This is a genomic window from Corallococcus sp. NCSPR001, from assembly GCF_017309135.1.
GTDB lineage: Bacteria > Myxococcota > Myxococcia > Myxococcales > Myxococcaceae > Corallococcus.
Map to the genome: position 1 here is coordinate 8685678 of NZ_JAFIMS010000002.1, position 22669 is coordinate 8708346.

Here is a 22669-nt window from a genome sequence, read left to right on the forward strand (position 1 = left end):
GTCAGTGCGTGTGCAGCATCCAGGACACGTCCGGCACACGCGTGGGCCTGGTGAGGGTGGGCAGGTCGAAGAAGGCGTCGCGGCCCAGGGTGGCGATGAGCTGGCCTTCCGCGGCGTCGCCTTCCGGAGTCATGGCCTGGGTGGGCAACTCGTAGGGCTGGACGAGGACGAGCCCCCCGTCGAGTGACTGGCGCTGGGACGCGGGGATGGCGTCCAGGCGCGGGCCGAAGAGGTCCACGAAGGGGGCGCCGAAGACGTTGCGCCAGTAGAGACCTTCCAGGCCTTCGCTGTAGTCACGCAGGTTGAACTCATGCCTGGAGCCGAAGCCGTCTTCGTTCGGAACCCACCGCCAGTTCTTCCGCTCGAAGTCGACATCGAGTCCGGACTGGGCGAGCGGCGAGCCCAGCAGGCGCATGACTTCGACGACCTGGCGCAGATGTGCTTCGCGCCAGCGCGCGGTCCTGGCTTCCGCGACGGAAGTCGTCCAGCTCAGCTTGCCGATGAAGGAATGCTTCGTGTCCCTGCTGGGGGAGAGCATCAGGAAATCGCGGTCCGTTGCCGCTGCGATGGTGATGCTCTTGAACTCCCCGTAGTAGGTGATGAAGGGCTCGACATCCACGGGTCCAGGCTCGACCCGTTCATTCATCAAGGCACGCCCGAACCGCTTCGGCTGAAACCAGCGGTACTCCCCGAAGATCCGCTGAAAGAGTTCGCGGACGACTTGCTCCCCGGGAGGCCCCGGGGGCATGTGGAACTCGGTGTTGAGGGACCGCCGGGCCATGACCTGTCCTCACGGGAAAGACTGGATGCGGGCCTTGCCGTCCTGTTCCAGGGACCGCAACCGCCGCATCAACGGATCGGTGAGCCTCGTCGCACCCTCTGAGTGCCTGGCGGAGCGGATCCAGAGCTCGATGGAACCGCCATATGACTCCACGTACTCAATCATGGCCTTGAGGTTGCCACTAAGCGCCATCTCCTTGCGGCCCTTCACCTCCACGAAGTCGTAGGGGCTCCCCCAGACGAGGTCGCCTTTGTGTCCCGTCACGGCATCCGGGACGAAGCCCTGGGCCTTGCTCCCCGGAGGTGGCAGCAGGAGGTCCGTGTTCTTCGGCAGCTTCCGGCTCTGGAGCACGGACTGTTCGAACGCGGTGCCCGCGCCCTTGTTCTGGATGACCGTCTGGTAGAGCCGCTCCCACTCCGGATCCACGGCGTAATTGAAACGCGGGTATTTGCCCGGGTGACGGAACTGGTAGTCCACCCACGCCTGCGCCAGGTGCTCCGCGCTGCCCGGCACCAGCCGCGCGCCCTCCGCCGTCGCCCGTGAGCCCACCAGCGCCACGCGCTTGCCCCGCGCCAGCACGCGCCCGGCTTCCGCGAGCGGCGCCTCCAACCGCTTCGCCAGGGCCCGCAGCTTCTCCACGTCCTCCGCGGACACGGCCTCACCGCGCCCCGCCGCGCGCAGCACCTGGCGAAGCTCCTGCGACTCCCGCGGCGACAGGTGCTGCACCACCCGCTGCAACACCTGCACCTCGCGCAGGCTCCGGCCCGTGAGCAGTGCGACGCGCTCCGCCCCCTGAGCGCCTTCCGACAGCAAGCGCCCCGACACCACCGGCAGCGCCACGCTCACCGCGCACAGCAGCCGCTCGCCGTCCGTCAGCGGGTAGCCCAGGAGGCTCTTCCCCAGCACCACGCCGCCCACGTCCGCCACCTCACCGGTGACGGGCAGCAGGCCCAGGGCGATCTCCAGCACCACCTCCTCCGGCGGAATGCCCGGAGGCGCGAGGGCCGCGTCCCAGACCGGAGGCGCGAAGCGGCCCGCCTCCACCGCGGAGGCCAGGAGGCTGTCGCGCGCCAGCAGGTAGAGCGCCACCTCACTGGGACTCTTGCGCGGGAAGTCCGGGTCCTCTGTATGCGTGAACGCCCAGTCCAGCACCGCATCCACCAGCGCCAGTTGCGTCTCCTCGTAGAGCGCGCTCTCGGTGAGCAGCCCATCACTCCCGAGCCGACGGAAGTGCGCGTCCGCCAGGACCTGACGGCGAGCATCCGCCCAGCGGTGGAACTCCTCCAGCTTCGCCTCCGCCCGCGCGGACCGCTTGCCGTCCTCGAGCAGGGCCTCGGCGTGCTTCGCCTTCAGCCGCAGGTACACCTCCAACGGCTCGTCCTTCGCGAGCTCCGCCTCCGTCCGCGCGGACGCCCAGAGCATCAGGTCGTTGAGCGCGGCATGGCCCACCTGGCGCTCCGTCTCCATCACGGCGGGCTGCTTCAAGGCGGCTCGCTTCTCGCGGATGAACGCGAGGTAGCGGCCCAATTCCTCTCCACCCACGGTGCCGTTCGAGCCCGCGCCGCCCCAGGCGGAGTCGCGCGTGAACGACGCCGGTGAAGCGCTGCGATAGCGCCCGTAGCCGTGCATCCCCACCGGCAGGGTCCGGGAGCCCGGCGTCCCGCAGGCCGTGAGCGACAGGACCCCCACCAGCCCCGCGCTGAATCGTCCCAGCCATCCGGTCAGCATGACGCGCCCCCTCAATCACTCACATCTACCAGTCGTGTCTGACGTGTTTCGTGAACTGATTCCTGACGCACAGGGCCCTGCGCGCGGGCCCACGGCACGCGCGCCATCTGCTCACGCATGTCGCATCGGAGACATCCCTCCTTCGGGGGATTCCCGCGCCGCGTTCCGGAACGCGGAACGAGGACTGGCCACGGACGGAGGCATGCCGTTTGATGCGAGGGTGCGAGGAGCACCGCCCGGATGACGCATCGCCCTCATTCCTCCCGTCTGCGGGACGCGCTGGGCTCGCTGTCCGCGCGGCTCCTGCTGGCGTTCCTCCTGCCCACCCTGCTCTTCCTGTCGCTCGCGGGCGCGTCCGTGTACGCGCTGGCCCGCGCGAGCCTGGAGGACGAGCTGGGCGCGAGCCTGTCCGCGCTCGCCGCCGCCACCGCCAGCCAGGTCAGCGGCGAGCGCATGCTCACCATCGAGCCCGGCGACGACGTGTCCGGCACCCGCACCTGGCGCGCCCTCGTGCGGCTGCTGGACGGCGTGCGCACCGCGAGCGGCGTGCGCCGGGTCTACGCCGTGGACGCGCGGGGCCGCGTGCGCGCGGACGTGGGCGGCAACCTGCCCGTGGGCACCGAGCTGCCGGACCTCGCGCGCGACCGGCTGGAATTGACGCGTGTCCTCGCGGGCAAGCGCGCCGCCAGCCAGGTGCTCTTCACCGGCTCCGACGGGCTGCTCTACAAGACGGGCTACGCCCCCGTGGTCCAGGACGGCCAGGTGGTGGGAGCCATCGGCGTGGAGGGCAGCGCGGCCTTCTTCGGACCGCTGCGGCGGCTGTGGCGCACCTTCGTCATGGCCAGCGCCGTGGCGCTCGCCGCGCTCGCCATCATCGCCGTCATCACCGCCCGGGGCCTCGCCGGTCCGCTGCGGCGGCTGATGGACTCCGCGCTAAGAATCGCCCGGGGAGACCTGACCACGCCCGTGCCGCCGGAGCCCACCCGCGAAATCGGCGTGCTCGCGCGCGAGCTGGAGGTCATGCGCGGCGCGCTGGAGAGCCGGGACCGGCAGCTCAAGCTCATGCTCGCGGGCGTGGCCCATGAAGTGCGCAACCCGCTGGGCGGCATCGCGCTCTTCTCCGGCCTGTTACAAGAGGACCTGCGCGCGGGCTCCCACGCGGACGCGAACAGCCACGTGGACCGCATCCAGCGCGAGGTCGCCTACCTCCAGCGCATCGTCGAGGACTTCCTCGCCTTCGCCCGCGAGCAGCCGCTGGCGCGCGCGCCGGTGGACGCGCCCGACCTCGTGTCCAACGCCTGCGAACTACTCTCCGTGGAGGCGCAGGGCAAGGGCGTGACGCTGGACGTGGCCGCCGCGCCCGCGCACCTGGAGGCGGACGGCAGCCTGCTCACCGCCGCGCTCGTGAACCTGGTGAAGAACGCCGTGCAGGCCGCGCCAGGCGGGAGCCACGTGCGGATCCGCGGCGAGGTGCGAGACGGGCGCTATGCCATCGACGTCCAGGACGCGGGCCCGGGCGTGCCCGAAGCCGAGCGTGAGCGCATCTTCGAGCCCTTCTTCACCACCCGTGAGCAGGGCACCGGGCTGGGCCTGCCGCTCGCGCGTAAAATCGTCCGGGCCCACGGCGGCGAACTCTCCCTGCGCTCCACGCCGGGCGAGACCGTCTTCACGCTGACCCTGCCCTGCCCGCCGGACGCGACAGGGCGAGGCGCGAACGCCTGACGCGCCCTACGCCGCGCCACCCGCGCGCAGCACCTCGCGCGCCTTGCTCAGCATGCGGCGCAGGGGCGCTTCATCCGCGCGCGTCAGCGCTTCGTCCCAGCCCAGCCACTGGATGCCGAACGACTCCGCGGGGTCATGCGCGAGCGACTCGGGGTCCTCCGCCACCACGAGGTAGCGCACGTCCAGGTGACAATGCTCCGGCTCGTCCTTGCGCGCGGGGATGACGTGCACGTCCACGTCCAGCGGGCGCGGCGCGGTGGGGTGCAGGTACACGCGGCAGCCCGTCTCCTCACGGGCCTCGCGCAGCGCGGTGGCCTCCATGTCGCCGCCGTCTCCCGCTTCCGCGTGGCCGCCCGGCTGCAACCAGCGCTTGAGCTTCGCGTGGTGCAGCATCGCCACCCGTCCGCCCGCCGCGTCCACCACCACCGCGCTGCCGGTGAAGTGCGCCTCCACCTGCGAACGGGAGAAGGGCTCCTTCAGCGACGTGGCGAAGTCGCGCATGCGCGAGAGGTCCTCGCGCTCCTTGTCGTCCGTGGGGACGTGGCGCGCGAGCAATTCAGTGAGGGCGGCGGAGACGGGGGCCATGCGCCGGGATAGACACCCACCCGGCCCTTTGCGCCAGCCCTTTCGCGGAAGCCCCCGCCTGCACCCCGCCGGGTCCGGTGTAGGGTGGCCTGGCATGTGCATTCCGCCGCCCACCCACCGGTGGCACCCCACCCTTCCTTCCCGAGCAGGCGCATGGCCCGCATCCTCGTCATCGACGACCACGACACCCTCCGCGAGGGCATGACCGTCACCCTCACCCGCTCCGGCCACACCGTGTCCGCGGTGCGCAGCGGGGCGGACGGGCTCGCCGCGTACAAGAAGGGCCCCTTCGACCTGGTCGTCACGGACCTGAAGATGGACGGCATGGACGGCATCGCCGTGACGCGCGCGCTCAAGCAGGTGGACCCTGGCGCCGTCGTCATGGTGGTGACGGCGTTCGGCACCATCGAGACCGCCGTGCAGGCCATGCAGGAGGGCGCCTACGACTTCATCACCAAGCCCTTCCCGCCGGACGTGCTGCGCGCCAAGGTGGACAAGGGCCTGGAGCTGTCCGCCACGCGCCGCCAGGTGGAGCGCCTCACCGCCCGCACGGACGCGCATGACGCCGACGCCGCCCTCACCCACCGCGACCTCGTGGGCGACAGCGAGCCCATGCAGCGGCTGCTCGCCCAGGTGCGCAAGGTGGCCGCGAGCGACGCCACCGTGCTGGTGCGCGGCGAGAGCGGCACCGGCAAGGAGCTGGTCGCGCGGATGATCCACCAGCGCTCCCCGCGCAAGGACGGCCCCTTCGTCGTGGTGCACTGCGCGGCCCTGGCGGAGACGCTCCTGGAGAGCGAGCTGTTCGGCCACGAGCGCGGCGCCTTCACCGGCGCGGTGAAGCGCAAGCTGGGGCGCTTCGAATTGGCCGACGGAGGCACCCTCTTCCTGGACGAGATTGGAGAGATTCCCGCCTCCGTGCAGACGAAGCTGCTGCGCGTGCTCCAGGAGAAGGAGCTGCAGCGCGTGGGCGGAGAGGAGACGCTCAAGGTGGACGTGCGCGTGGTGAGCGCCACGCACCGCGACCTCCAGGCGGAGGTGAAGGCGGGCCGCTTCCGCGAGGACCTCTACTACCGGCTGCACATCGTCCCGCTCACCCTGCCGCCCCTGCGCGAGCGCCCCGAGGACCTGCCCGCGCTCGCCCGCCACTTCGTCGCCAAGCACGCGCCCCGGGTCAACCGGCGCGTCACCGGCATCGACGACGCGACGCTGCACGCGCTCACCCGCCACGCGTGGCCCGGCAACGTGCGCGAGCTGGAGAACGTGATGGAACAGGCGCTCGTCTTCGCCGAGGGCGAGACGCTCACCCCGCAGGATTTGCCCTCGCACCTGGCCGGCCAGACGCCGCGCATGGACGCGGGGCTGCCCGTGCCCCAGGGCGACCGCCCCCTGCCGGAAATCCTGGAGGACCTGGAGCGCCAGCTCATCGCCCGCGCCTACGAGAAGGCCGGCGGCGTGAAGACGGAGACCGCCCGCCTGCTGGGCATCAAGACCTCCGCGCTCTACTACAAGCTGGAGAAGTACGGCTTCCTGCCGCGCGGCGAACGCCCCGAGGAGGCTCCGTAGGCGAGGAGAGGTGCCTGGCCCCGGGGCCTCGGAAATCCGTCATCCGCGCCCCGGCCCCATGACTTTCCACCGTCCGGCCCACCCACTCCGTCCCACCCTGCCCGTGCAGGTGCCCGGAACCAGGGCGCTTTCCGTCGGGCCTGGGAACGGGGTAGGAGGGAAGGACTGGCATCCGCCTTGCTGACGGTGTCCCCCCGATGATGTTGCGCGCCCTCCCCCTCCTCCTGAGCCTGTTCGTGGCCGCTCCCGCCGGGGCGGCGTCCGGCCTGGAGCAGGCGCGCGCGAAGGCGCAGACGGCGCGCACGGAGGCACGCTCCCTGCGCACCCGGCAGCAGGGGCTGCGCGACGAGCTCAACGGCGTGGCCGCGCGCATCGAGGCGCTCAAGGCCCAGCGCCAGGGGAAGCTCACGGCGGGCGGTGAGCTGGAGTCCGCGCTGCGCCGTTCGCAGGAGCTGAGCGGGGAGCTGACGGGGCTGGCGCAGTCGGTGTCCGGCGCGGACGGCGAGGTGGAGCGCGCGCACCTGGCGCTGCACGGCGCGCTGTCCCAGGAGCTGACGCGGCTGCGCGCGGCGTGGGACGCGACGACGGACCGGACAGAGCGCGCACGGCTGCTGGAGCAGATGCGCTCCGTGCGCGGCGAACGCGAGGCCGTGCGCGCGGCGCTGCCCGCCTCCCAGGTGCCAGCGCTGGATGGCGCGGCGCGCGGGGATGATCCAGAGGACCTGCTCGCGCAGGCGGACGCGCTGCGCGACACCCAGGACAAGGTGCGCCAGCGGCTCCAGGCCCTGAAGGCCCGCATCACGGAGGTGCGCGAGGAGCGCGACCTGGACCGCCGCATGAACGACTTCCTGGGCGAGGAGTCCATGTTCGACGACCAGGACCGCCGCCTGCGCATGCGCACGGTGGGCGACCGGGGCCTGCAGGTGGCCCCCACCCAGCGGGGCGGCCGGCAGCCGGAGGTGATTCCGACCGACTCGATGGTGGAGTCTCCGGACTACGCGGGCGACCCGACCCACGGCCCGGGAGTCGGAGGCAATCCCGCCGTGGACAGCCCGGCCCTGTCCGCCACCGCCAGCGACCGCCGTCCCCAGGTGGACCCGGTGCGCGCCCAGGCGCTGGCCGCGGGCGGCCTGGAGGACCTGTCCTCGCTGGAGCAGGAGGCCACCCGCCTGGAGTCCCTGGCGCGCGAGTTGGACGGGCGCGCGGGCGCGCTGGAGCGCCGCGCGAAGACGCTGGCGCCCTGAAGCCGCGGGCCCCTACAGCAGGCCGCCCTCCACCTCCAGCACCACCGTGGCCTGCACGCGCACCTCGCGCTCCGGCAGGCGCCCCGTGCCGCGCAGGATGATGGACATGCTGGGCGCGGCCACGTAGGGCCGCAGGTCCACGCTGCCGTCCGTGTTCAACCCCACCGTGGGGTTGGGCGGGCTCAGGCGCAGGCCCGCGATGCCGTCGCGTCCCGCGAAGCGCGACTCGGAGTTGCCCGCGCGGGCCACGGCCTCCAGCGAGTCCAGGAAGCCGAAGTCCTGCTCGTTCGGGCTCAGGACCTTGAGCGTCATCGACTTCACCTGCACGCGCGTCACCTCGTCCTTGGTGACGTCGCGGTTCTTGAAGTCCTGGTTCTCGTTGAAGTCGAGCGCGGAGAAGCTGCTGATGGAGGGAAAGGCGTTGAGGAGCGTGGAGGTGCCGGCGGGGTTCGCGGGCACCGTCGCCTCGCCCTGGACCTCCGTGGTGAAGGACGCCGGGGAGCAGGCGGCGAGCCCCAGGCCGGCCACCGCCGCGAGGAAGGACGCGTAAGACATGGCCGCAATGTACCGGGCGGCCGGGTGCGGCGTCACCGACCGCGGGCACACCCCGGGTGTCCCCGGGACGACGTGGCCGCACAGGGCACTTGCGAGCGTGGGGATGCCAGCGGGCCGGAGTATGGTGCGCGCGTCTTGGACCGCCGCCTCCTCCCGCTCCTCCTGGCCCTCTGCATCCCCTGGGGCGGAGGTGCGCGCGCGGCCGAGTGGCAGGGCTCGCTGAGGGGCACCGGCCGGCTGCTCGGGGACAGCAACGCCCCGCGCGACTTCTCCGACGGCGCCACACCCGGCCCCGGCGCGGACCTGGCCCTGAGCGTGCTGGGCGTGGCGGAGGGACGGGGCACCGGCGAGCGCTCCCAGGTGGTGGGCCGGTACGAGCTGGGCGCGCGCAAGTACCTGGCCTACGACAACGAGGACACCCTGGTGCAGGCGGGCGCGCTGGAGGGCTCGCTCGCCCTGGGCTCCGAGTGGGGCGTGGGCGCGGAAGGCCACGCCAAGGACCGGCGGGGCGGCAGCCGCGCGTACTCGGACCTGGGCGCCAGCCTCTTCGCCGAGTACGCCCCGGACGTGCGCCTGGCCCTGCGCCTTCGCCTGGGCGCCCGCCGCTTCGTATACCGCCCGGACCACACGGCCGACTTCGGCGGCCCGGAGGTGGGCGTCCTGGGCCGCTACCGGCTGAGCCCGCGTCACACCCTGAGCGTGTTCGGCGAATGGGGCTCTCGCCGCTACGGCCCCTTCGCCCGGCCCTTCCCGGGCGTCAGCGCGGCCCCCGTGCGGCGGCAGGACGGCGCGCTGCTGGCGGGGGCGGGCTACACGTACCGGGGGCCGGTGAAGCTGTCGCTCACCTATGCCTTCCAGGAGGTCAGCTCCAACAGCTTCGGTGAGACGGCCCTGAGACACCGGCTCGTCGGCAGCGCCGGGCTGCGGCTGCCGTGGCGGGTGACGCTGCTGGCGCAGGGGACGCTGGGCCTGGCGCGCTACCCGGACGGCATCTTCCTGTCGCCGGAGATCATCCTGGTGGAGGAGGACGAGGGGCAGAACTCGCTGTCCCTCAAGCTGGCGCGGCCCGTCTCCGCCCGCGTGGACCTGGAGCTGTCCTGGGGCCTCTGGAGCACGCGCCTGCCGCGCAATGACTTGCGCTACACGCGCCAGGTGTTCGGCGTGGGCTTCACCTGGCGGGACCAGGACTAGGAGCGAAATCCATCAATCCAGGTCGGCGATGCGCTCGTCGATCTCCTCGGCCAGGCTGGGGTGCTGCTGGGCGAGCGCGTGGTCCCGGGCGGTGGTGAGCACCTGCTTCGCCTTGTCCGTCTGGCCGGCCCCCGCGTAGGCATCCCCCAGGGAGACGAGGGCCGCGGCATACTTCGGGTCCAGGCGGACGGCGGTCTCCAGACTCTGGATGGCGCTGTCGTACTCCTTGCGCTCCAGTTGGAGCTTCCCCAGGGAGAACCAGGCCATGGGGGCGTCGGGGAACTGGGCCGTCATCTTCTTGAACTGCTCCAGGCGGGCGTCGCTCATGGACGGAACCCATTAGAGGAGCGCTGGAAGCTTGCCAAGGGTGCGCTAGGGTATCCGCCACATGGCCACGAAGAAGAAGACCCCTGCATCCAAGAAGGCGAAGGCGAAGAGCGCGACCCGGGCTCCGGCCCGCAAGAAGACGACGGCCGCCAAGAAGGCGAAGCCGGGCGTGCGTCCGCCGCCGCGCAAGAAGACCGCCGCCGCGCGCAAGAAGGCTCCGAAGCCCGCCGCCCCGCCCGCGCCTCCCAAGCCCGCGGAGAACGCGAAGGCGCGTGAGCTGGCGCGCCGCATCGGCAACCTGCTGCTGGACAAGAAGGCCACGGACGTCGTCATCCTCGACATGCGCGGGATGACGTCCTACGCGGACTACATCGTCATCGCCTCCGGCGAGAGCGACCGCCAGGTGAGCGCCATGGCGGAGAACGTCCAGGTGCAGCTCAAGCAGGAGGCGCAGCCCCTGCGCCCCATCAGCACGGAAGGCCTGGAGACGGGCCAGTGGGTGCTGCTGGACTACGACGACGTCGTGGCCCACCTGTTCAACGGCGAGGTGCGCGCCTTCTACGACCTGGACGGGCTGTGGGCGGACGCGCCCCGGGAGAAGCTGTCCTAGTCCCGTGAAGGTCCGCCTCCTCTCCATCGGCAAGGACCGCTCCGGGTTGTTCGAGCCCGCCGTGCAGGAGTACGCGCGGCGGCTCGAGCACTACACGCGCTTCGAGCTGCTGGAGCTGAACGAAGCGTCGGGCCGCAAGCTCAAGCCCGGCGAGGCGAAGTCCGCGGAGGCCGCCGCCATCCTGGGCAAGCGCAAGCCGCAGGACTGGATTGTCGCGCTGGACGAGCGCGGCACGCTGCTGGATTCGGTGGAGCTCGCCCGCTACGTCGCCAAGGCGCAGACGGGCTCGAAGGACCTGCTCTTCGTCATCGGCGGGGACGAGGGCCTGGACGACTCGGTGCGTGGCGCGGCGCATCAGGTGATGTCGTTGTCGCGGATGACGCTGCCCCACCGGCTGGCGCGGGTGGTGCTCATCGAGCAGCTCTACCGCGCGTTCACCATCCTGAAGGGCGAGCCCTACCACAAGTAGGCAGCCGGGCAGGCCTTGGGGCCGTGAGCGTCAGGGCGCGTGAAGGGACCGCGTCGAAGCGGCCATCATGAACACGCCTTCTTCTGACACCTCCACGGCCGCCACCGTGCGCATCATCGCCTCGCCCCAGTCCTGGGTGGAGGGCGAGGCCGTCCGCCAACTGGAGGCCGTATCGCGCCTGCCCGGGATGAGACTCGCGGTGGGCTTGCCGGACCTGCATCCCGGCAAGGGCGCTCCGGTGGGCGCGGCCTTCGAATCCGAGGGCTTCCTCTATCCCTATCTCGTGGGCAGCGACATCGGCTGTGGCATGGGCTTGTGGGACGTGGACCTGCTGAAGCGCAAGGCGAAGGCGGAGCGGTGGGCGGCGAAGCTGGACCTGGAAGGGCCGTGGGTGGGGGACACGGAGGCGGTGCTCGCGGAGCACGGCGCGAGCGGCGCGGGCTTTGAGTCGGCGCTGGGCACGGTGGGCGGCGGCAACCACTTCGCGGAGGTGCAGCGGGTGGAGGAGGTGCACGACGCGCGCGTCTTCGAGGCGCTGAGCCTGCGGGAGGAGCGGCTGCTGTTGCTCGTGCACTCGGGGTCGCGCGGGCTGGGAGAGGCCATCCTGCGCACGCACGTGGACCGGCACGCGGCGGGGGGCCTCGCGGCGGATTCGGACGAGGCGCGCGCATATCTCAAGCGGCATGACGGCGCGGTGCTGTGGGCGAAGGCGAACCGGGCGCTGGTGGCGCAGCGGACGTTGGATGGGATTGGGGCGACGGGGCGGCGGGTGTTGGACGTGTGCCACAACAGTGTCACCGCGCGGCATGCGGGTGGACGCGTGGGGTGGTTGCACCGCAAGGGCGCGGCGCCGTGGGACGAAGGGCCGGTGGTGATTCCCGGCAGCCGCGGAGCGCTGAGCTATCTGGTGTTGCCGGTGGGCACGGGCGAGCAGAGCGCGTACAGCCTGGCGCACGGCGCGGGACGCAAGTGGACGCGCACGGCGGCGCGGGAGCGGCTGAAGGAGCGCTTCACGGCGGAGTCGCTGACGCGCACGTCCTTCAAGAGCCACGTGGTGTGCGAGGACCGGGACCTGCTCTTCGAGGAGGCACCTCCGGCGTACAAGGCCATCGACCGCGTGGTGACGGACCTGGTGGAGGCGGGGTTGGTGCGGGTGGTGGCGACGCTGGCGCCGGTGCTCACGTACAAGACGCGAGGCCGCACGGCGGAGTGAGCGGCACGGGGCTCGCACGAGGGGCGCGAGGATGCGCTGCCCCCTGTGAGGCCCGTTGATGTGGAAGGCACTGTTGGACCTGGTTTATCCGCCCATGTGTCTGGCCTGCGCGAAGGTGCTGCCGGGCGTGGGCGCGGTGTTCTGCGAGCCGTGTGACACGGCATTGGAGCGGCTGCCGCCGGTGTGTTGCCGGACGTGCGCGGAGCCGGGTGCGTTCCCGGGGAACGCCTGTCCCCGTTGCCGGACGGTGCCGCCGCCGTTCAGCCGGGCCTGGGCGCCCTTCGCGCACGAGGGGCCGGTGGCGAGGGCCATCCACCGGTTCAAGTACGAGGACCACCCGGACCTCGCGGCGCCACTGGGGGTGCTGCTCGCGGACGAGGCGCGGCGGTTCCTGAGGACCGCGCCGGAGTGCGTGGTGGCGCTGCCGCTGCACGTGCGACGATTCCGGAAGCGGCAGTACGACCAGGCGCGCCTGCTCGCGGGGCAACTGGCGAAGGCCACGGGAAGGACAGCGCCGGTGGGGTGGCTTACGCGCACGCGGGAGACTCGGAGACAGGTGGGGCTGAGTGAAGCGGAGCGCGCGGGCAACGTGGCCGGTGCGTTCGTGGCGTCGCGAGCGGTGGAGGGGCAGGAGGTGTTGCTCCTGGACGACGTGTTCACCACCGGGTCCACCGCGCGGGCCGCCGCTGTCGCCCTGAGGGACGCGGGGGCCACGCGCGTGGAGGTGCTGACATTGGCGAGGGCGTTCACCCTCGCTTGAGCCGGGCGAGCTCGGCTTCGAGTTCCCTGAAGCGGCGTTCGGCCTCATTCGCGCGCCGGGCCTCCTCGTCCGCGCGCCTGGATTCTTCGTCCGCGCGCCGGGATGTTTCCTCTGCGAGGCGTTGCAGGCTCATCGTCTGATCTTCCAGACGGTCAATGAACTCATCGGAAACCAGCAGCGGCGCGTTGCCCGCCCAGAAACGCACGTCCTCGCCCTCGACTTGGAGTTCGAGCCCCAGCACCTCCGAGATGAAGCGGCCATTCCGGGACTCCATGCGCGTGTAGACACGCGCATCCGGTGTCGCCAGCCGGTAGCCCTCCAGCGTGAGCCGTCCCCCATCGAAGATGAAGTATTCGGGGATGCCCAGACGGGCATACCGGCTCACGTTGAACTCGGCATCCTTCTTCCGGTCGCCCCCGACGTGGACCTCCATCACCCAGTCGAGCCCGTGCCCCTCGTGGCTGACCAGCCACTTCTTCCGACGGTGGTTCTCGACGTCCAGCACGACCAACAGGTCCGGCGCGAATCGGCGCTCCGCCGGGTAATACACAGGCAACTCCGAGCCCACGTAGGCCTTGCGTCCACGGCGCTTGAAGTAGCCCCGGAGTGCCTCGCGCGCGAGCGCCTTGGGCTCCTGATGGCTGTCCCCCTCCGGCATCGCCATCTCTTCGTACGTCACCTCACCCGGCAGTGTTGCCACCACCCGGTCCCGCTCCTCCTGCCCCATCCGCTCCCACTCTTCCTGAGAAGGCGCCCGGGGGAAGGCGTCTCCAACCTTGTCGGTATGACGTCCCATGACCCTCAGCCTGCGTCGGGCAGGCCCTTGGGTCAATTGCCCCCGCGCGGGCCTTGAGCAAGCAACGCGCCAAGGAGTTCTCAGACCGCCGTCCAGGCTTCGCGGCGAATGACCTCGAATCAGCGCGTCTTCGCCGTCTCCAGCGCGAGCGCCTCACCGCGCAACTGCGCGTCCAGCCAGAACGTCCCGCCCGGCACCAGCGAGGCCAGGAAGGCCACGGCGATCCGCTTCACGCCCCAGCGGTATTCGATGGCCGCCATCATCAGCGTGTAGAGGTACGCCACGAACAGCACGCCGTGCGCCATGCCCACCACTCGCACGCCCAGGGGCATGTGAAGCACGTACTTCAACGGCATGGCGATGAGCAGCAGCACCAGGAAGGACAAACCTTCCCAGAAGGCAACGGCGCGGAAACGGCCCAGGGCGGTCTTCAGCATGACGTCCTCTCTCCTCCGCCCCTCTCGCACCGTCAAGGCACGCGGCCGAAGCAGTATCGCCTTCCGTCGTCAGCGCGGTGAGCCCCGGTGATACAGGTCCCATTGTCGCAGGGCATCCTCGCCTGCCCGCTCCAGGTCCCGCCTGACGTCAGGGCCTCGCCGCCGCACCCCGGATGTCGGACGCATCACGCCTGGCCCCTTCCTCCCCCCGTCCACCCCCGGAGCTGTTATCCCCCCTGCGCGTGGACTCCATCCCGAAGAATCCCTCCCTCCCCGCCCTCGCGCGCGAGGCCGCCGAGGCTCCGGCCGCCGCCCGCCGCCAGCTCGAACGCTGCCGCGACACCTTCGCCTACCTGGGCGCCCGCCTGCGCCGCACACCGCCCCGCTTCGTCGTCACCTGCGCCCGGGGCAGCTCCGACCACGCGGCCGTCTACGGCAAGTACCTCATTGAAACCACGCTGGGCCGCGCTGTCGCTTCGCTGGGCCCCAGCGTCGCGTCCGTCTACAACACGCGCTCCCTGGACCTGCGCGACGCGCTCTTCATCGCCGTGTCCCAGTCCGGCCAGAGCCCCGACCTGCTGCGCATGACCGAGGCCGCCCGCGCGGGAGGCGCCGTCGTGCTGGGCTTCATCAACGACGAAAGCTCTCCACTCGCGGCGCTGTGCGACGTGCGCATCCCGCTGTCCGCGGGCCCCGAGCACAGCGTCGCCGCCACCAAGTCCTATCTGCTCTCCGGACTCGCCTTCCTCCAACTCGTCGCGCACTGGTCGGACTCCGCGGAGCTGCATGACGCCGCCCGGCGGTTCCCGGACGCGCTGGAGGCCGCCGGGAAGCTCGACTGGTGGCCGGCGCTCGCGACGCTCAAGGACGCGAGCAGCCTCTATGTCGTCGGCCGGGGCAGCGGCCTGGGCGCCGCGCTGGAGATGGCCCTCAAGCTCAAGGAGACCTGCCGTCTGCACGCGGAAGCCTTCAGCACCGCGGAGGTCCTCCATGGTCCGCTCGGGCTGGTGCGGCCCGGCTTTCCCGTGCTCGCGCTGGGACAGGAGGACAACGCCGCGCAGGGCACGCGTGATGTCGTCCAACGCATGGTCGAGCTGGGCGCGAGCGTCCACACAGCCCTGCCCGTCCCCGGCGCGCAATCCCTGCCCACGCTGCCGGACGTTCCCGCAGCCATCGCTCCGCTCTGCCAGGTGCAGAGCTTCTACTTCGCGGTGCACCAGCTCGCGACGGCGCGAGGCCTGAATCCGGATGCCCCCGCGCACCTGCGCAAGGTCACGGAGACCGTGTGATGCTCACCCGTCTCCAGGGTGCCCGCGTCTTCACCGGGGACCCGCGCCTCGCGGGTCAGGCCATCGTTCCCCCGCAGGCGCACGGAGACGGCATGATGCCCACGCCCACCGTTCATCAAGACACTCACGCCCGCGCCGTCATCCTGCACATGCTCACGGGAGCCGAGTGATGCCCACGCCCACCGTCCTTAAAGGCGCACGCGTCTTCACCGGGGACCAGCTCCTCGAAGGTCACGCCGTCGTCATCGAAGACGGCACCGTCCGCGCCGTGGTGCCCTCATCCGCGATTCCCACCGGCGCCACCGTGCACACGCTGCCCGGGGACACACTCCTGGCCCCCGGCTTCGTGGACGTGCAGGTCAACGGCGCGGGCGGCGTGCTCTTCAACGACACGCCCACCGAGGCGGCCGCGCTCGCCATCGCCTCCGCCATGCGCACGTGCGGCACCACGGGCCTGCTCCCCACGTTCATCACCGACGACGCCGCCCGCATGCGCGAAGCCTGCGAGGCCGCGCTCACCGCCACCGCGCGCCCCGACAGCGGCGTGCTCGGCATCCACCTGGAAGGCCCCTTCATCAGCCGCGAGCGCGCGGGCGTCCACGTGCCCTCGTTCATCCGCACGCCCGACCCTCGCGACCTCGACTACCTCACCGCCCTGCCCCGCCGCTTCGCCGCGCACGGAGGCCGCGTGCTGATGACGCTCGCTCCCGAGTGCGTGGACGATGCCACCTTGCGCCGCCTCGCCAACGCGGGCGTCGTGCTCAGCGCGGGCCACACCGCCGCCACCAGCGAGCGCACCACCCAGGCCCTGAGCTCAGGCGTGCGCGGCTTCACGCACCTGTTCAACGCCATGCCCCCGGTGATGAACCGCCAGCCCGGGCCCGTCGTCGCCGCGCTCACCCATGACGACGCGTGGTGCGGCGTCATCGCGGACGGCGTGCACGTGCACGCGGACAACCTGCGCCTGCTCCTCAAGGTCAAACCGCCGGGCAAGGTGTTCCTCGTCACGGACGCCATGCCCCCCGTCGGCACGCCCGTCACGTCCTTCACCCTCCAGGGACGCACCATCCTGCGCCGCCACGGCCGCCTGGAGACGGAGGACGGCACGCTCGCGGGCGCGGACATCGACCTCACCGCGGCGGTGCGCCACTGCGTCCACTCGCTCGGCGTCCCCCTGGAAGAGGCGCTGCGCATGGCCTCGCGCCATCCCGCCACCTTCATGGGACTGCATGGCCACCGGGGCCGCATCGCGCCGGGGCATCGCGCGGACCTCGTGCTGTTGAAGCCGGACCTTTCCGTCCACACCACATGGGTGGGTGGGCAGACACAATCCAACGCCAGCCATTAACCCGGAAAAATGGGTGCGTGACTCCTTCCGCGTGTACCGCAGGCGAGGAGAACACGAATGCGTCGTAGCAAGTGGATTGTGGGCCTGGTGGCGTCCGCGCTGACCGTCGCGGGCTGTGGTCAGGAGTCCTTCGCTCCCGAAGCCGGAGGTCCTGGCAGCGTGATGAAGGCGCCGCTGGATGCCGCGTGGGCCGTGGGCGTCGCCTACTCCGTGGGCACTCGCGTCACCTATGAGGGCCGCGTCTATCAATGCCGTCAGGCCCACACGTCCCAGGCGGACTGGACGCCGACGGCCGTGGCGGCGCTGTGGCTGGACCTGGGCCCCGTCACGGGCGGCGGCGACACCACCGCCCCCGTCGTCACCGCTTCGAGCAGCAAGACGAGCGTCACCGCCGCGGGCTCCATCACCGTCTCCGCCAGCGCCACCGACGACACCGGCGTGACGAAGATTGAAATCCTGGAGAACGGCACGCTCGTCGCCACCGCGTCCTCCTATACGCGCAGCTTCTCCGGCTCCGGGCAGAACGGCACGTACACGTACACCGTGAAGGCCTACGACGCCGCGGGCAACGTGGGCTCGAAGACCGTCACCGTCACCGTCGCAATCCCCTCCACCGGTGACGTCACCGCCCCCGTCGTCACCGCCAACGCCAGCGCGTCACGCCTCACCGCCGCGGGCTCCTTCACCGTCTCCGCCAGCGCCACGGACGACACGGGCGTGACGAAGATCGAGATCCTGGAGAACGGCACGCTCGTGGCCACCGCGTCGTCGTTCACGCGCGCCATCTCCACGTCCGCGCAGAACGGCACGTACGCGTACACCGTGAAGGCGTACGACGCCGCGGGCAACGTGGGCACCAAGACCGTGAGCGTCGTGGTGGAGCTGCCCACCACGCCACCTCCTCCGGGCGGCAAGCGCATCGTCGGCTACTTCACCGCGTGGGGCATCTACGGCCGCAACTACCAGGTGTCCAACGTCCCGGCGTCGAAGCTCACGCACATCAACTACGCCTTCTCCAACATCTCCCCGGACGGCAAGTGCATCCTCGGGGACGCGTTCGCGGACATCGACAAGGGCTTCGGCTACCCCGGCGAGTGGGACCCCGGCGCGCTGCGCGGCAACTTCCGCGCGTTCAAGGAGCTGAAGAAGACGAACCCGAACCTCAAGCTGCTCATCTCCATTGGCGGCTGGTCCTGGTCCAAGTACTTCTCGCAGGTCGCCGCCACCGCCGCGTCGCGCACCGCGTTCGTGAAGTCCTGCGTGGACCTGTACGTGAAGGGCCAGTTCCCCGGCGTCACCCCCGCCAACGGCGTGGGCGTGTTCGACGGCATCGACGTGGACTGGGAGTACCCCACCGGCGGCGGCCTGCCGGACAACATCAGCAGCCCCGCGGACAAGGTGAACTACACCCTGCTCATGCAGGAGTTCCGCACCCAGCTGGCCGCCGTCACGGCGCAGACGGGCCAGTCCTACCTGCTCACCATCGCGTCGGGCGCGTCGCCGGACCTGCTCGCCAACAAGCAGGAGACCGTGAAGCTGGCCGGCATCCTCGATTGGATCAACGTGATGTCCTACGACTACCACGGCGCCTTCGAGAGCACGGTCAACTTCCACTCCGCGCTGAACCGCGTGACGGGGGACCCGGGCGCCAACGACGGCTTCTACACGGACGGCTCCATCGCGAAGATGCTCCAGCTGGGCGTGCCCGCCTCCAAGATCGTCGTGGGCGTGCCCTTCTACGGCCGCGGCTGGGGCAACGTGCCCAACGTGAACAACGGCCTGTTCCAGTCCGGCGTGCCCACCAAGGGCACCTGGGATGATGGCCAGTCCGGCCTCACCGGCGTGTTCGACTACAAGGACCTCAAGGCCAACTACGAGCGCGCGGGCTCCGGCTACACGAAGTTCTTCCACCCGGAGAGCAAGCAGGCCTACGTCTACAGCCCCACGACGAAGGTGTGGGTGGCCTACGACGACGTGCAGAGCATGAACGCCAAGTCGGACTACATCCTATCCAAGGGCCTGGGCGGCGCGATGTTCTGGGAGCTGAGCGGCGATGACGGCAGCCTCGTCAACGCGCTCTACAACAAGCTCCACTGACGCCTCCCCCCTCGGGGGAACGCACCCACACCGGGGCCGGCACGGGCATCCACGCCCGCGCCGGCCCTGTGCGTTTTCGTGCCCTGGCCTTCACGGGCCCACCCCGCCCCACACCGGTCCGGCATAGAGTGGGGCTCGGATGGGTTGCCTGCCCGCCGTCCGGGGCCGCATGCAGGGGAAGGCCGTGACGGGTCCGCCTGTTCACTGGCGTCACCGCCCCCTGCCTGCCCCCGGGCGCCGTCGAACTTCGAGGAGAACGGATGTCGCGTTTCACATCGCTGGCCGCACTTGTCGTGCTCACCTGCCCCGTGCTGGGGCTCGCGAAGCCGAACGCGGACGACCGGGCCCGCGAGTACGCGGCCGAGGCCGTCAAGGCCGCCAACTCGCCACGCGGCGGCGCCGCGCTGCTGCGCATGCACGCGTTGGTGGATGACGTGGAGGACCTCACCCCGCTGGTGAGCACCTATCAGCAGATTGCCTCGCGCCGCGCGTCGGACGTGAACACGCGCACCACCGCGCAGCTGCTGCTCATGGACGCGGAGCGCTCGCGCGGCCGCATGGTGCGCGCCAACGAGGTCCGCCAGTGGCTGGGCTTCGTCAACGACTACTACGTCGTGGGCGGCTTCGAGAACGAGGGCAAGGCCGGCTGCGACACGGACTTCGGTCCGGAGGCCGCCAACCTGGACCTCACCGCGCGCTACCCCGGCGCCAAGGGCCACGAGGCCACCTGGCGCAAGCTGTCCGTCACGTCCGCGGACGGATACGTGGACCTGGCCACCGCGGTGCGCCCCAACAAGGAGTCCGTGGCGTACGCGCTCACCTGGCTGGAGGTGCCCCAGGACACGCGCGTGGCGCTGGGCCTGGGCACTTCCGGCGGCTACCGCCTGTGGGTGAACGGGCAGCTCGCGTCCAAGGAGGACCGCTACAACCTGCCGCGCCCGGACCAGACGCGCGTGTCGGTGAAGCTCAAGAAGGGCCTCAACCGCGTGCTGGTGAAGGTGTGCCAGGAGTCCGGCCCGCTGGGCTTCTACCTGCGCTCGGAGACGGCCTCCGCCCGCGCCTCGCTGCCCGCCAAGGCCCCCGCCCTGGAGCGCATGCCCGCGCCCGCGCCGCAGCCTTTGCCCACGCTGACCTCCTCGCTGCGCGCGCTGGTGGAGAAGAACCCGGACGACGCCCAGCTGCGCGGCGACTACGCCCAGGTGCTGTCCTTCTTCCGCGCGTATGACGAGCGCGAGCACACCGCCAGCGCCGAGGCCGCGCTCGCGGCGGAGACCGGCCCCAACGACGCGCGCCTCCAGGTCCTGGCCGCCAACACCCAGACGGACGACCTCAACGAGCGCCGCCGCTTCCTGGAGGCCGCCGTGAAGGCGGACCCCACCTACGCCCCCGCGCGCCTGGCGCTGGCGGACCATGAGATGGACCGCGGCCACCCGGAGCGCGTGCAGCCGCTGCTCGCCCCCCTCCTGGAGGTGGAGGACGGCCGCAATGTGCCGGGCGCGCGCCTCCTGCTCGCCCGCGCGGCGGAGGCCCTGGGCGAGCGCGCCCGGGCGCACGCGTTGATTGAAGAGGCCTTCCGCCAGCAGCCGCGCGTGCCCCGCGTGGTGCGCGTGGCCGCCGCGGCGTCCCGTCAGCTGGGCCGCGCGCAGGAGGCCATGGACCGCATGCGCGTGGTGCTGGCGCTGCGCTACGACGACACCAACACCCGCCGCCAGCTGGCCTCCATGCTCGCGGACGCGGGCAAGGTGGACGCCGCCGAGCGCGAGTACGCGAAGCTCACCGACCTGAACCCCTTCGACAACGGCAGCCGCGTGCGGCTGGCGGAGCTCAAGGCCGCCAACGGCGCCGTGGAGGAGGCCTCCGCCCTCTTCACGGAGGCCAAGGCGCTCTCCCCGGACGAGCCGGAGGTGTACGAGCGCGAGGGCCGCGCGCTGCTCGCCGCCGGTCAGCGCGAGCCCGCCCTGGCCGCCTTCGAGAAGTCGCTGGTGCTGCGCCCGCAGAACCCCGGCCTCAAGGAGGCCCTGCGCACGCTCAAGGGTGAGTCCGAGAGCGCGGGCACCCAGTACCTGGTGGACGCGAAGCCCCTGTCCAAGGAGGCCGAGGGCTACATGAACGAGGACGCCCTGTACCTCGTGGACAACACCTACGTGCGCGTGCAGAAGAGCGGCCTGTCCAGCCGCATGCAGCAGATGGTGGTGCGCGTGTTCAACCAGCGCGGCGTGGACGCGTTCCGCAGCGTGCCGGTGACGTACTCGCCGGACCGCCAGGAGGTGCGCGTGCTGCGCGCCCGCGTGACGAAGCCGGACGGATCCGTGGTGGACAGCTACGGCGACGCGGACCGCAACATCAACGAGCCGTGGACGGGCATGTACTACGACGCCCGCGCGCGCATCCTGTCGTTCCCGTCGCTGTCCGCCGGTGACACGCTGGAGCTCACCTACCGCCTGGACGACACCGCGCAGGACAACCTGCTGTCCGACTACTGGGGCGACGTGGAGAGCGTGCAGGGCGTCTACCCGAAGGTGCGCTTCCAGTACGTCGTGGACATGCCCAAGGAGCGGCCGCTGTACTGGAACAAGAGCCGCCTGGCCGGCGTGGACCAGCAGCAGGAGGCCCCTGAATCCGGCCGCACCGTGTACCGCTTCGGCGCGAAGCACGTCTCCAAGGTGGTGCCGGAGCCGGGCATGCCGGGCTGGGCGGAGGTCGCCCAGAACCTGCACATCTCCACGTACAAGACGTGGGACCAGGTGGGCCACTACTGGTGGGGCCTGGTGCGCGACCAGCTCCAGCCCAACGCGGAGCTGAAGACCACCGTGGACCAGGTGCTCACCGGCGTGGACCGCAAGGACCAGCTGGCCGTGGTGCGCGCCATCTACTCCTTCGTCGTCACCAACACCCGCTACGTGGCGCTGGAGTTCGGCATCCACGGCTTCAAGCCGTATCGCGTGGACCGCGTGCTGGCCCGCCGCTTCGGCGACTGCAAGGACAAGGCGAGCCTCATCCACTCCATGCTGAAGGTGGCGGGCGTGGACAGCCGGCTGGTGCTGCTGCGCATGCGCAACCTGGGCGCGCTGGACGCGGAGCCCGCGTCGCTGGCGGCCTTCAACCACGCCATCGCGTACGTGCCCAGGTTCGACCTGTACCTGGACGGCACGGCGGAGTTCCACGGCGCCAAGGAACTGCCCAGCGCGGACCGCGTGGCCAACGTGCTGGTGGTGGACCCCAACGGGACGAGCAACTTCCTCACCACGCCGGAGGCGAAGGCGGAGGACAACAAGACGACGCTGGCCATGGACGTGGCGCTGCGGCCGGACGGCGGCGCGGACGTGAAGGGCCAGAGCAGCGTGTCCGGCCAGTCCGCGCCGGACTACCGCCGCGCCTACCGTCCGGAGTCCACGCGCAAGTCCACCTTCGAGCGCGCCTGGGCCCAGAGCTTCCCCGGCCTCACCGTGCGCGAGGTGAAGCTCAGCGACACCACCCGCCTGGATGACGACGTGACGCTGGACTTCAACATGGGCATCCCGCGCTACGCGGAGGTGCTGCCCGGCGGCAGCCTGCGCTTCCTGCCCTTCGGCACGGGGCGCACGTATCAGCAGGCCTACGCGTCGCTCGCCGAGCGCCGCTTCGACCTGGTGATGCAGAGCCCGTGGGTGAACACCTTCAAGCTGCGCTACACGCTGCCCGGCGGCTACACCGTGGCGGACATGCCGCAGGCGGTGGAGGAGACCACGAAGTTCGGCCGCGTGAAGCTCAGCTACCGCGTGGAGAACGGCGCGCTCATCGCCGACGGTGAAGTGGCCCTCTCCGTCGCCCGCATCAAGGCGGACGAGTACCCGCAGTTCCGTGAGTTCCTGGGCCGGGTGGACCGCGCCTTCGGCCGCCGCATCCTCTTGCAGGGGCCGGGGCAGAAGACGGCTTCGCGGTAATCGCGGACACTCGCGACGCCTGCCTGCTGTC

Annotated in this window: 20 protein-coding genes; 13 read left to right on the forward strand and 7 right to left on the reverse strand. The window is 71.1% G+C overall.

The features are described 5' to 3' along the window. Position 1: 1 nt before the first annotated feature. Positions 2 to 619, reverse strand: coding sequence for a hypothetical protein (locus JYJ93_RS36955; protein WP_206799361.1), 618 nt, complete (start codon positions 617 to 619; stop codon positions 2 to 4). A gap of 171 nt (positions 620 to 790) precedes the next feature. Then, the gene (locus JYJ93_RS36960) at positions 791 to 2509 is read right to left on the reverse strand and encodes a hypothetical protein (RefSeq protein ID WP_206799363.1); all 1719 of its coding nucleotides are present in this window, start codon (positions 2507 to 2509) and stop codon (positions 791 to 793) included. A 240-nt stretch (positions 2510 to 2749) separates the two neighbouring features. On the opposite strand from JYJ93_RS36960, the gene JYJ93_RS36965 reads away from it, so the two are divergent. After that, positions 2750 to 4231, forward strand: a complete 1482-nt coding sequence (locus tag JYJ93_RS36965) for a HAMP domain-containing sensor histidine kinase (RefSeq protein WP_206799365.1) — start codon at positions 2750 to 2752, stop codon at positions 4229 to 4231. A 6-nt stretch (positions 4232 to 4237) separates the two neighbouring features. Here the strand turns inward: JYJ93_RS36965 and JYJ93_RS36970 are convergent, their stop codons facing one another. Further along, positions 4238 to 4816: an NUDIX hydrolase gene (locus tag JYJ93_RS36970; RefSeq protein WP_206799367.1), complete on the reverse strand. Its 579-nt coding sequence runs from the start codon at positions 4814 to 4816 to the stop codon at positions 4238 to 4240. Between the two features lie 153 nt (positions 4817 to 4969). Here JYJ93_RS36970 and JYJ93_RS36975 point away from each other — a divergent pair, with 153 nt between their 5' ends. Together JYJ93_RS36975 and JYJ93_RS36980 are read left to right on the forward strand one after the other, a co-directional pair. Further along, entirely contained in the window at positions 4970 to 6379 is a 1410-nt protein-coding gene (locus tag JYJ93_RS36975; protein ID WP_206799368.1) for a sigma-54 dependent transcriptional regulator, read from the forward strand. Positions 6380 to 6576: 197 nt separating this feature from the next. After that, a complete protein-coding gene (locus JYJ93_RS36980) occupies positions 6577 to 7623 on the forward strand; it encodes a TetR family transcriptional regulator (protein WP_206799369.1) in 1047 nt (348 codons plus the stop codon). A gap of 12 nt (positions 7624 to 7635) precedes the next feature. Here JYJ93_RS36980 and JYJ93_RS36985 read toward each other — a convergent pair whose 3' ends face one another. Next, positions 7636 to 8178, reverse strand: coding sequence for a hypothetical protein (locus tag JYJ93_RS36985; RefSeq protein WP_206799370.1), 543 nt, complete (start codon positions 8176 to 8178; stop codon positions 7636 to 7638). A gap of 135 nt (positions 8179 to 8313) precedes the next feature. Between JYJ93_RS36985 and JYJ93_RS36990 the strand changes: the two genes are divergently transcribed. Then, entirely contained in the window at positions 8314 to 9369 is a 1056-nt protein-coding gene (locus JYJ93_RS36990; RefSeq protein WP_206799371.1) for a hypothetical protein, read from the forward strand. Positions 9370 to 9381: 12 nt separating this feature from the next. On the opposite strand, the gene JYJ93_RS36995 is transcribed toward JYJ93_RS36990, so the two are convergent. Continuing rightward, positions 9382 to 9696 (reverse strand): tetratricopeptide repeat protein, encoded by a 315-nt coding sequence (locus JYJ93_RS36995; RefSeq protein ID WP_171427373.1) that lies wholly within the window; start codon positions 9694 to 9696, stop codon positions 9382 to 9384. Positions 9697 to 9757: 61 nt separating this feature from the next. Between JYJ93_RS36995 and rsfS the strand changes: the two genes are divergently transcribed. The 4 genes from rsfS (at position 9758) to JYJ93_RS37015 (ending at position 12748) form a co-directional block, all read left to right on the forward strand. Next, positions 9758 to 10306 (forward strand): ribosome silencing factor, encoded by a 549-nt coding sequence (gene rsfS / locus JYJ93_RS37000; RefSeq protein WP_171427372.1) that lies wholly within the window; start codon positions 9758 to 9760, stop codon positions 10304 to 10306. A gap of 4 nt (positions 10307 to 10310) precedes the next feature. Continuing rightward, on the forward strand, positions 10311 to 10775 hold the full coding sequence (locus JYJ93_RS37005) for a 23S rRNA (pseudouridine(1915)-N(3))-methyltransferase RlmH (protein WP_014394001.1): 465 nt from the start codon (positions 10311 to 10313) through the stop codon (positions 10773 to 10775). Between the two features lie 67 nt (positions 10776 to 10842). Beyond that, a complete protein-coding gene (locus JYJ93_RS37010) occupies positions 10843 to 11988 on the forward strand; it encodes an RNA ligase RtcB family protein (protein WP_206799372.1) in 1146 nt (381 codons plus the stop codon). A 58-nt stretch (positions 11989 to 12046) separates the two neighbouring features. Continuing rightward, complete coding sequence (locus tag JYJ93_RS37015) at positions 12047 to 12748, forward strand: ComF family protein (protein ID WP_206799373.1); 702 nt, start codon at positions 12047 to 12049, stop codon at positions 12746 to 12748. Here JYJ93_RS37015 and JYJ93_RS37020 read toward each other — a convergent pair. Further along, the gene (locus JYJ93_RS37020; protein WP_206799374.1) at positions 12735 to 13544 is read right to left on the reverse strand and encodes a Uma2 family endonuclease; all 810 of its coding nucleotides are present in this window, start codon (positions 13542 to 13544) and stop codon (positions 12735 to 12737) included. The genes JYJ93_RS37015 and JYJ93_RS37020 overlap by 14 nt on opposite strands. A 119-nt stretch (positions 13545 to 13663) precedes the next feature. Further along, positions 13664 to 13981, reverse strand: a complete 318-nt coding sequence (locus JYJ93_RS37025; protein WP_120592816.1) for a DUF3817 domain-containing protein — start codon at positions 13979 to 13981, stop codon at positions 13664 to 13666. Positions 13982 to 14223: 242 nt separating this feature from the next. On the opposite strand from JYJ93_RS37025, the gene JYJ93_RS37030 reads away from it, so the two are divergent. The 5 genes from JYJ93_RS37030 to JYJ93_RS37050 all read left to right on the forward strand — a co-directional run bounded on the left by JYJ93_RS37030 (position 14224) and on the right by JYJ93_RS37050 (position 22638). Then, entirely contained in the window at positions 14224 to 15270 is a 1047-nt protein-coding gene (locus tag JYJ93_RS37030; RefSeq protein ID WP_269012997.1) for an SIS domain-containing protein, read from the forward strand. Next, positions 15270 to 15440 carry a hypothetical protein gene (locus tag JYJ93_RS37035; RefSeq protein ID WP_206799376.1) on the forward strand — a complete coding sequence of 57 codons (171 nt, stop codon included), beginning with the start codon at positions 15270 to 15272 and terminating at the stop codon, positions 15438 to 15440. The genes JYJ93_RS37030 and JYJ93_RS37035 overlap by 1 nt, the downstream gene beginning before the upstream one ends. After that, positions 15440 to 16618 carry an N-acetylglucosamine-6-phosphate deacetylase gene (nagA, locus tag JYJ93_RS37040; RefSeq protein WP_206799377.1) on the forward strand — a complete coding sequence of 393 codons (1179 nt, stop codon included), beginning with the start codon at positions 15440 to 15442 and terminating at the stop codon, positions 16616 to 16618. The genes JYJ93_RS37035 and nagA overlap by 1 nt, the downstream gene beginning before the upstream one ends. 57 nt (positions 16619 to 16675) lie before the next feature. After that, a complete protein-coding gene (locus JYJ93_RS37045; RefSeq protein WP_206799379.1) occupies positions 16676 to 18715 on the forward strand; it encodes a glycosyl hydrolase family 18 protein in 2040 nt (679 codons plus the stop codon). A gap of 260 nt (positions 18716 to 18975) precedes the next feature. Then, on the forward strand, positions 18976 to 22638 hold the full coding sequence (locus tag JYJ93_RS37050) for a DUF3857 domain-containing protein (protein ID WP_206799381.1): 3663 nt from the start codon (positions 18976 to 18978) through the stop codon (positions 22636 to 22638). The last annotated feature ends 31 nt before the right edge of the window (positions 22639 to 22669 follow it).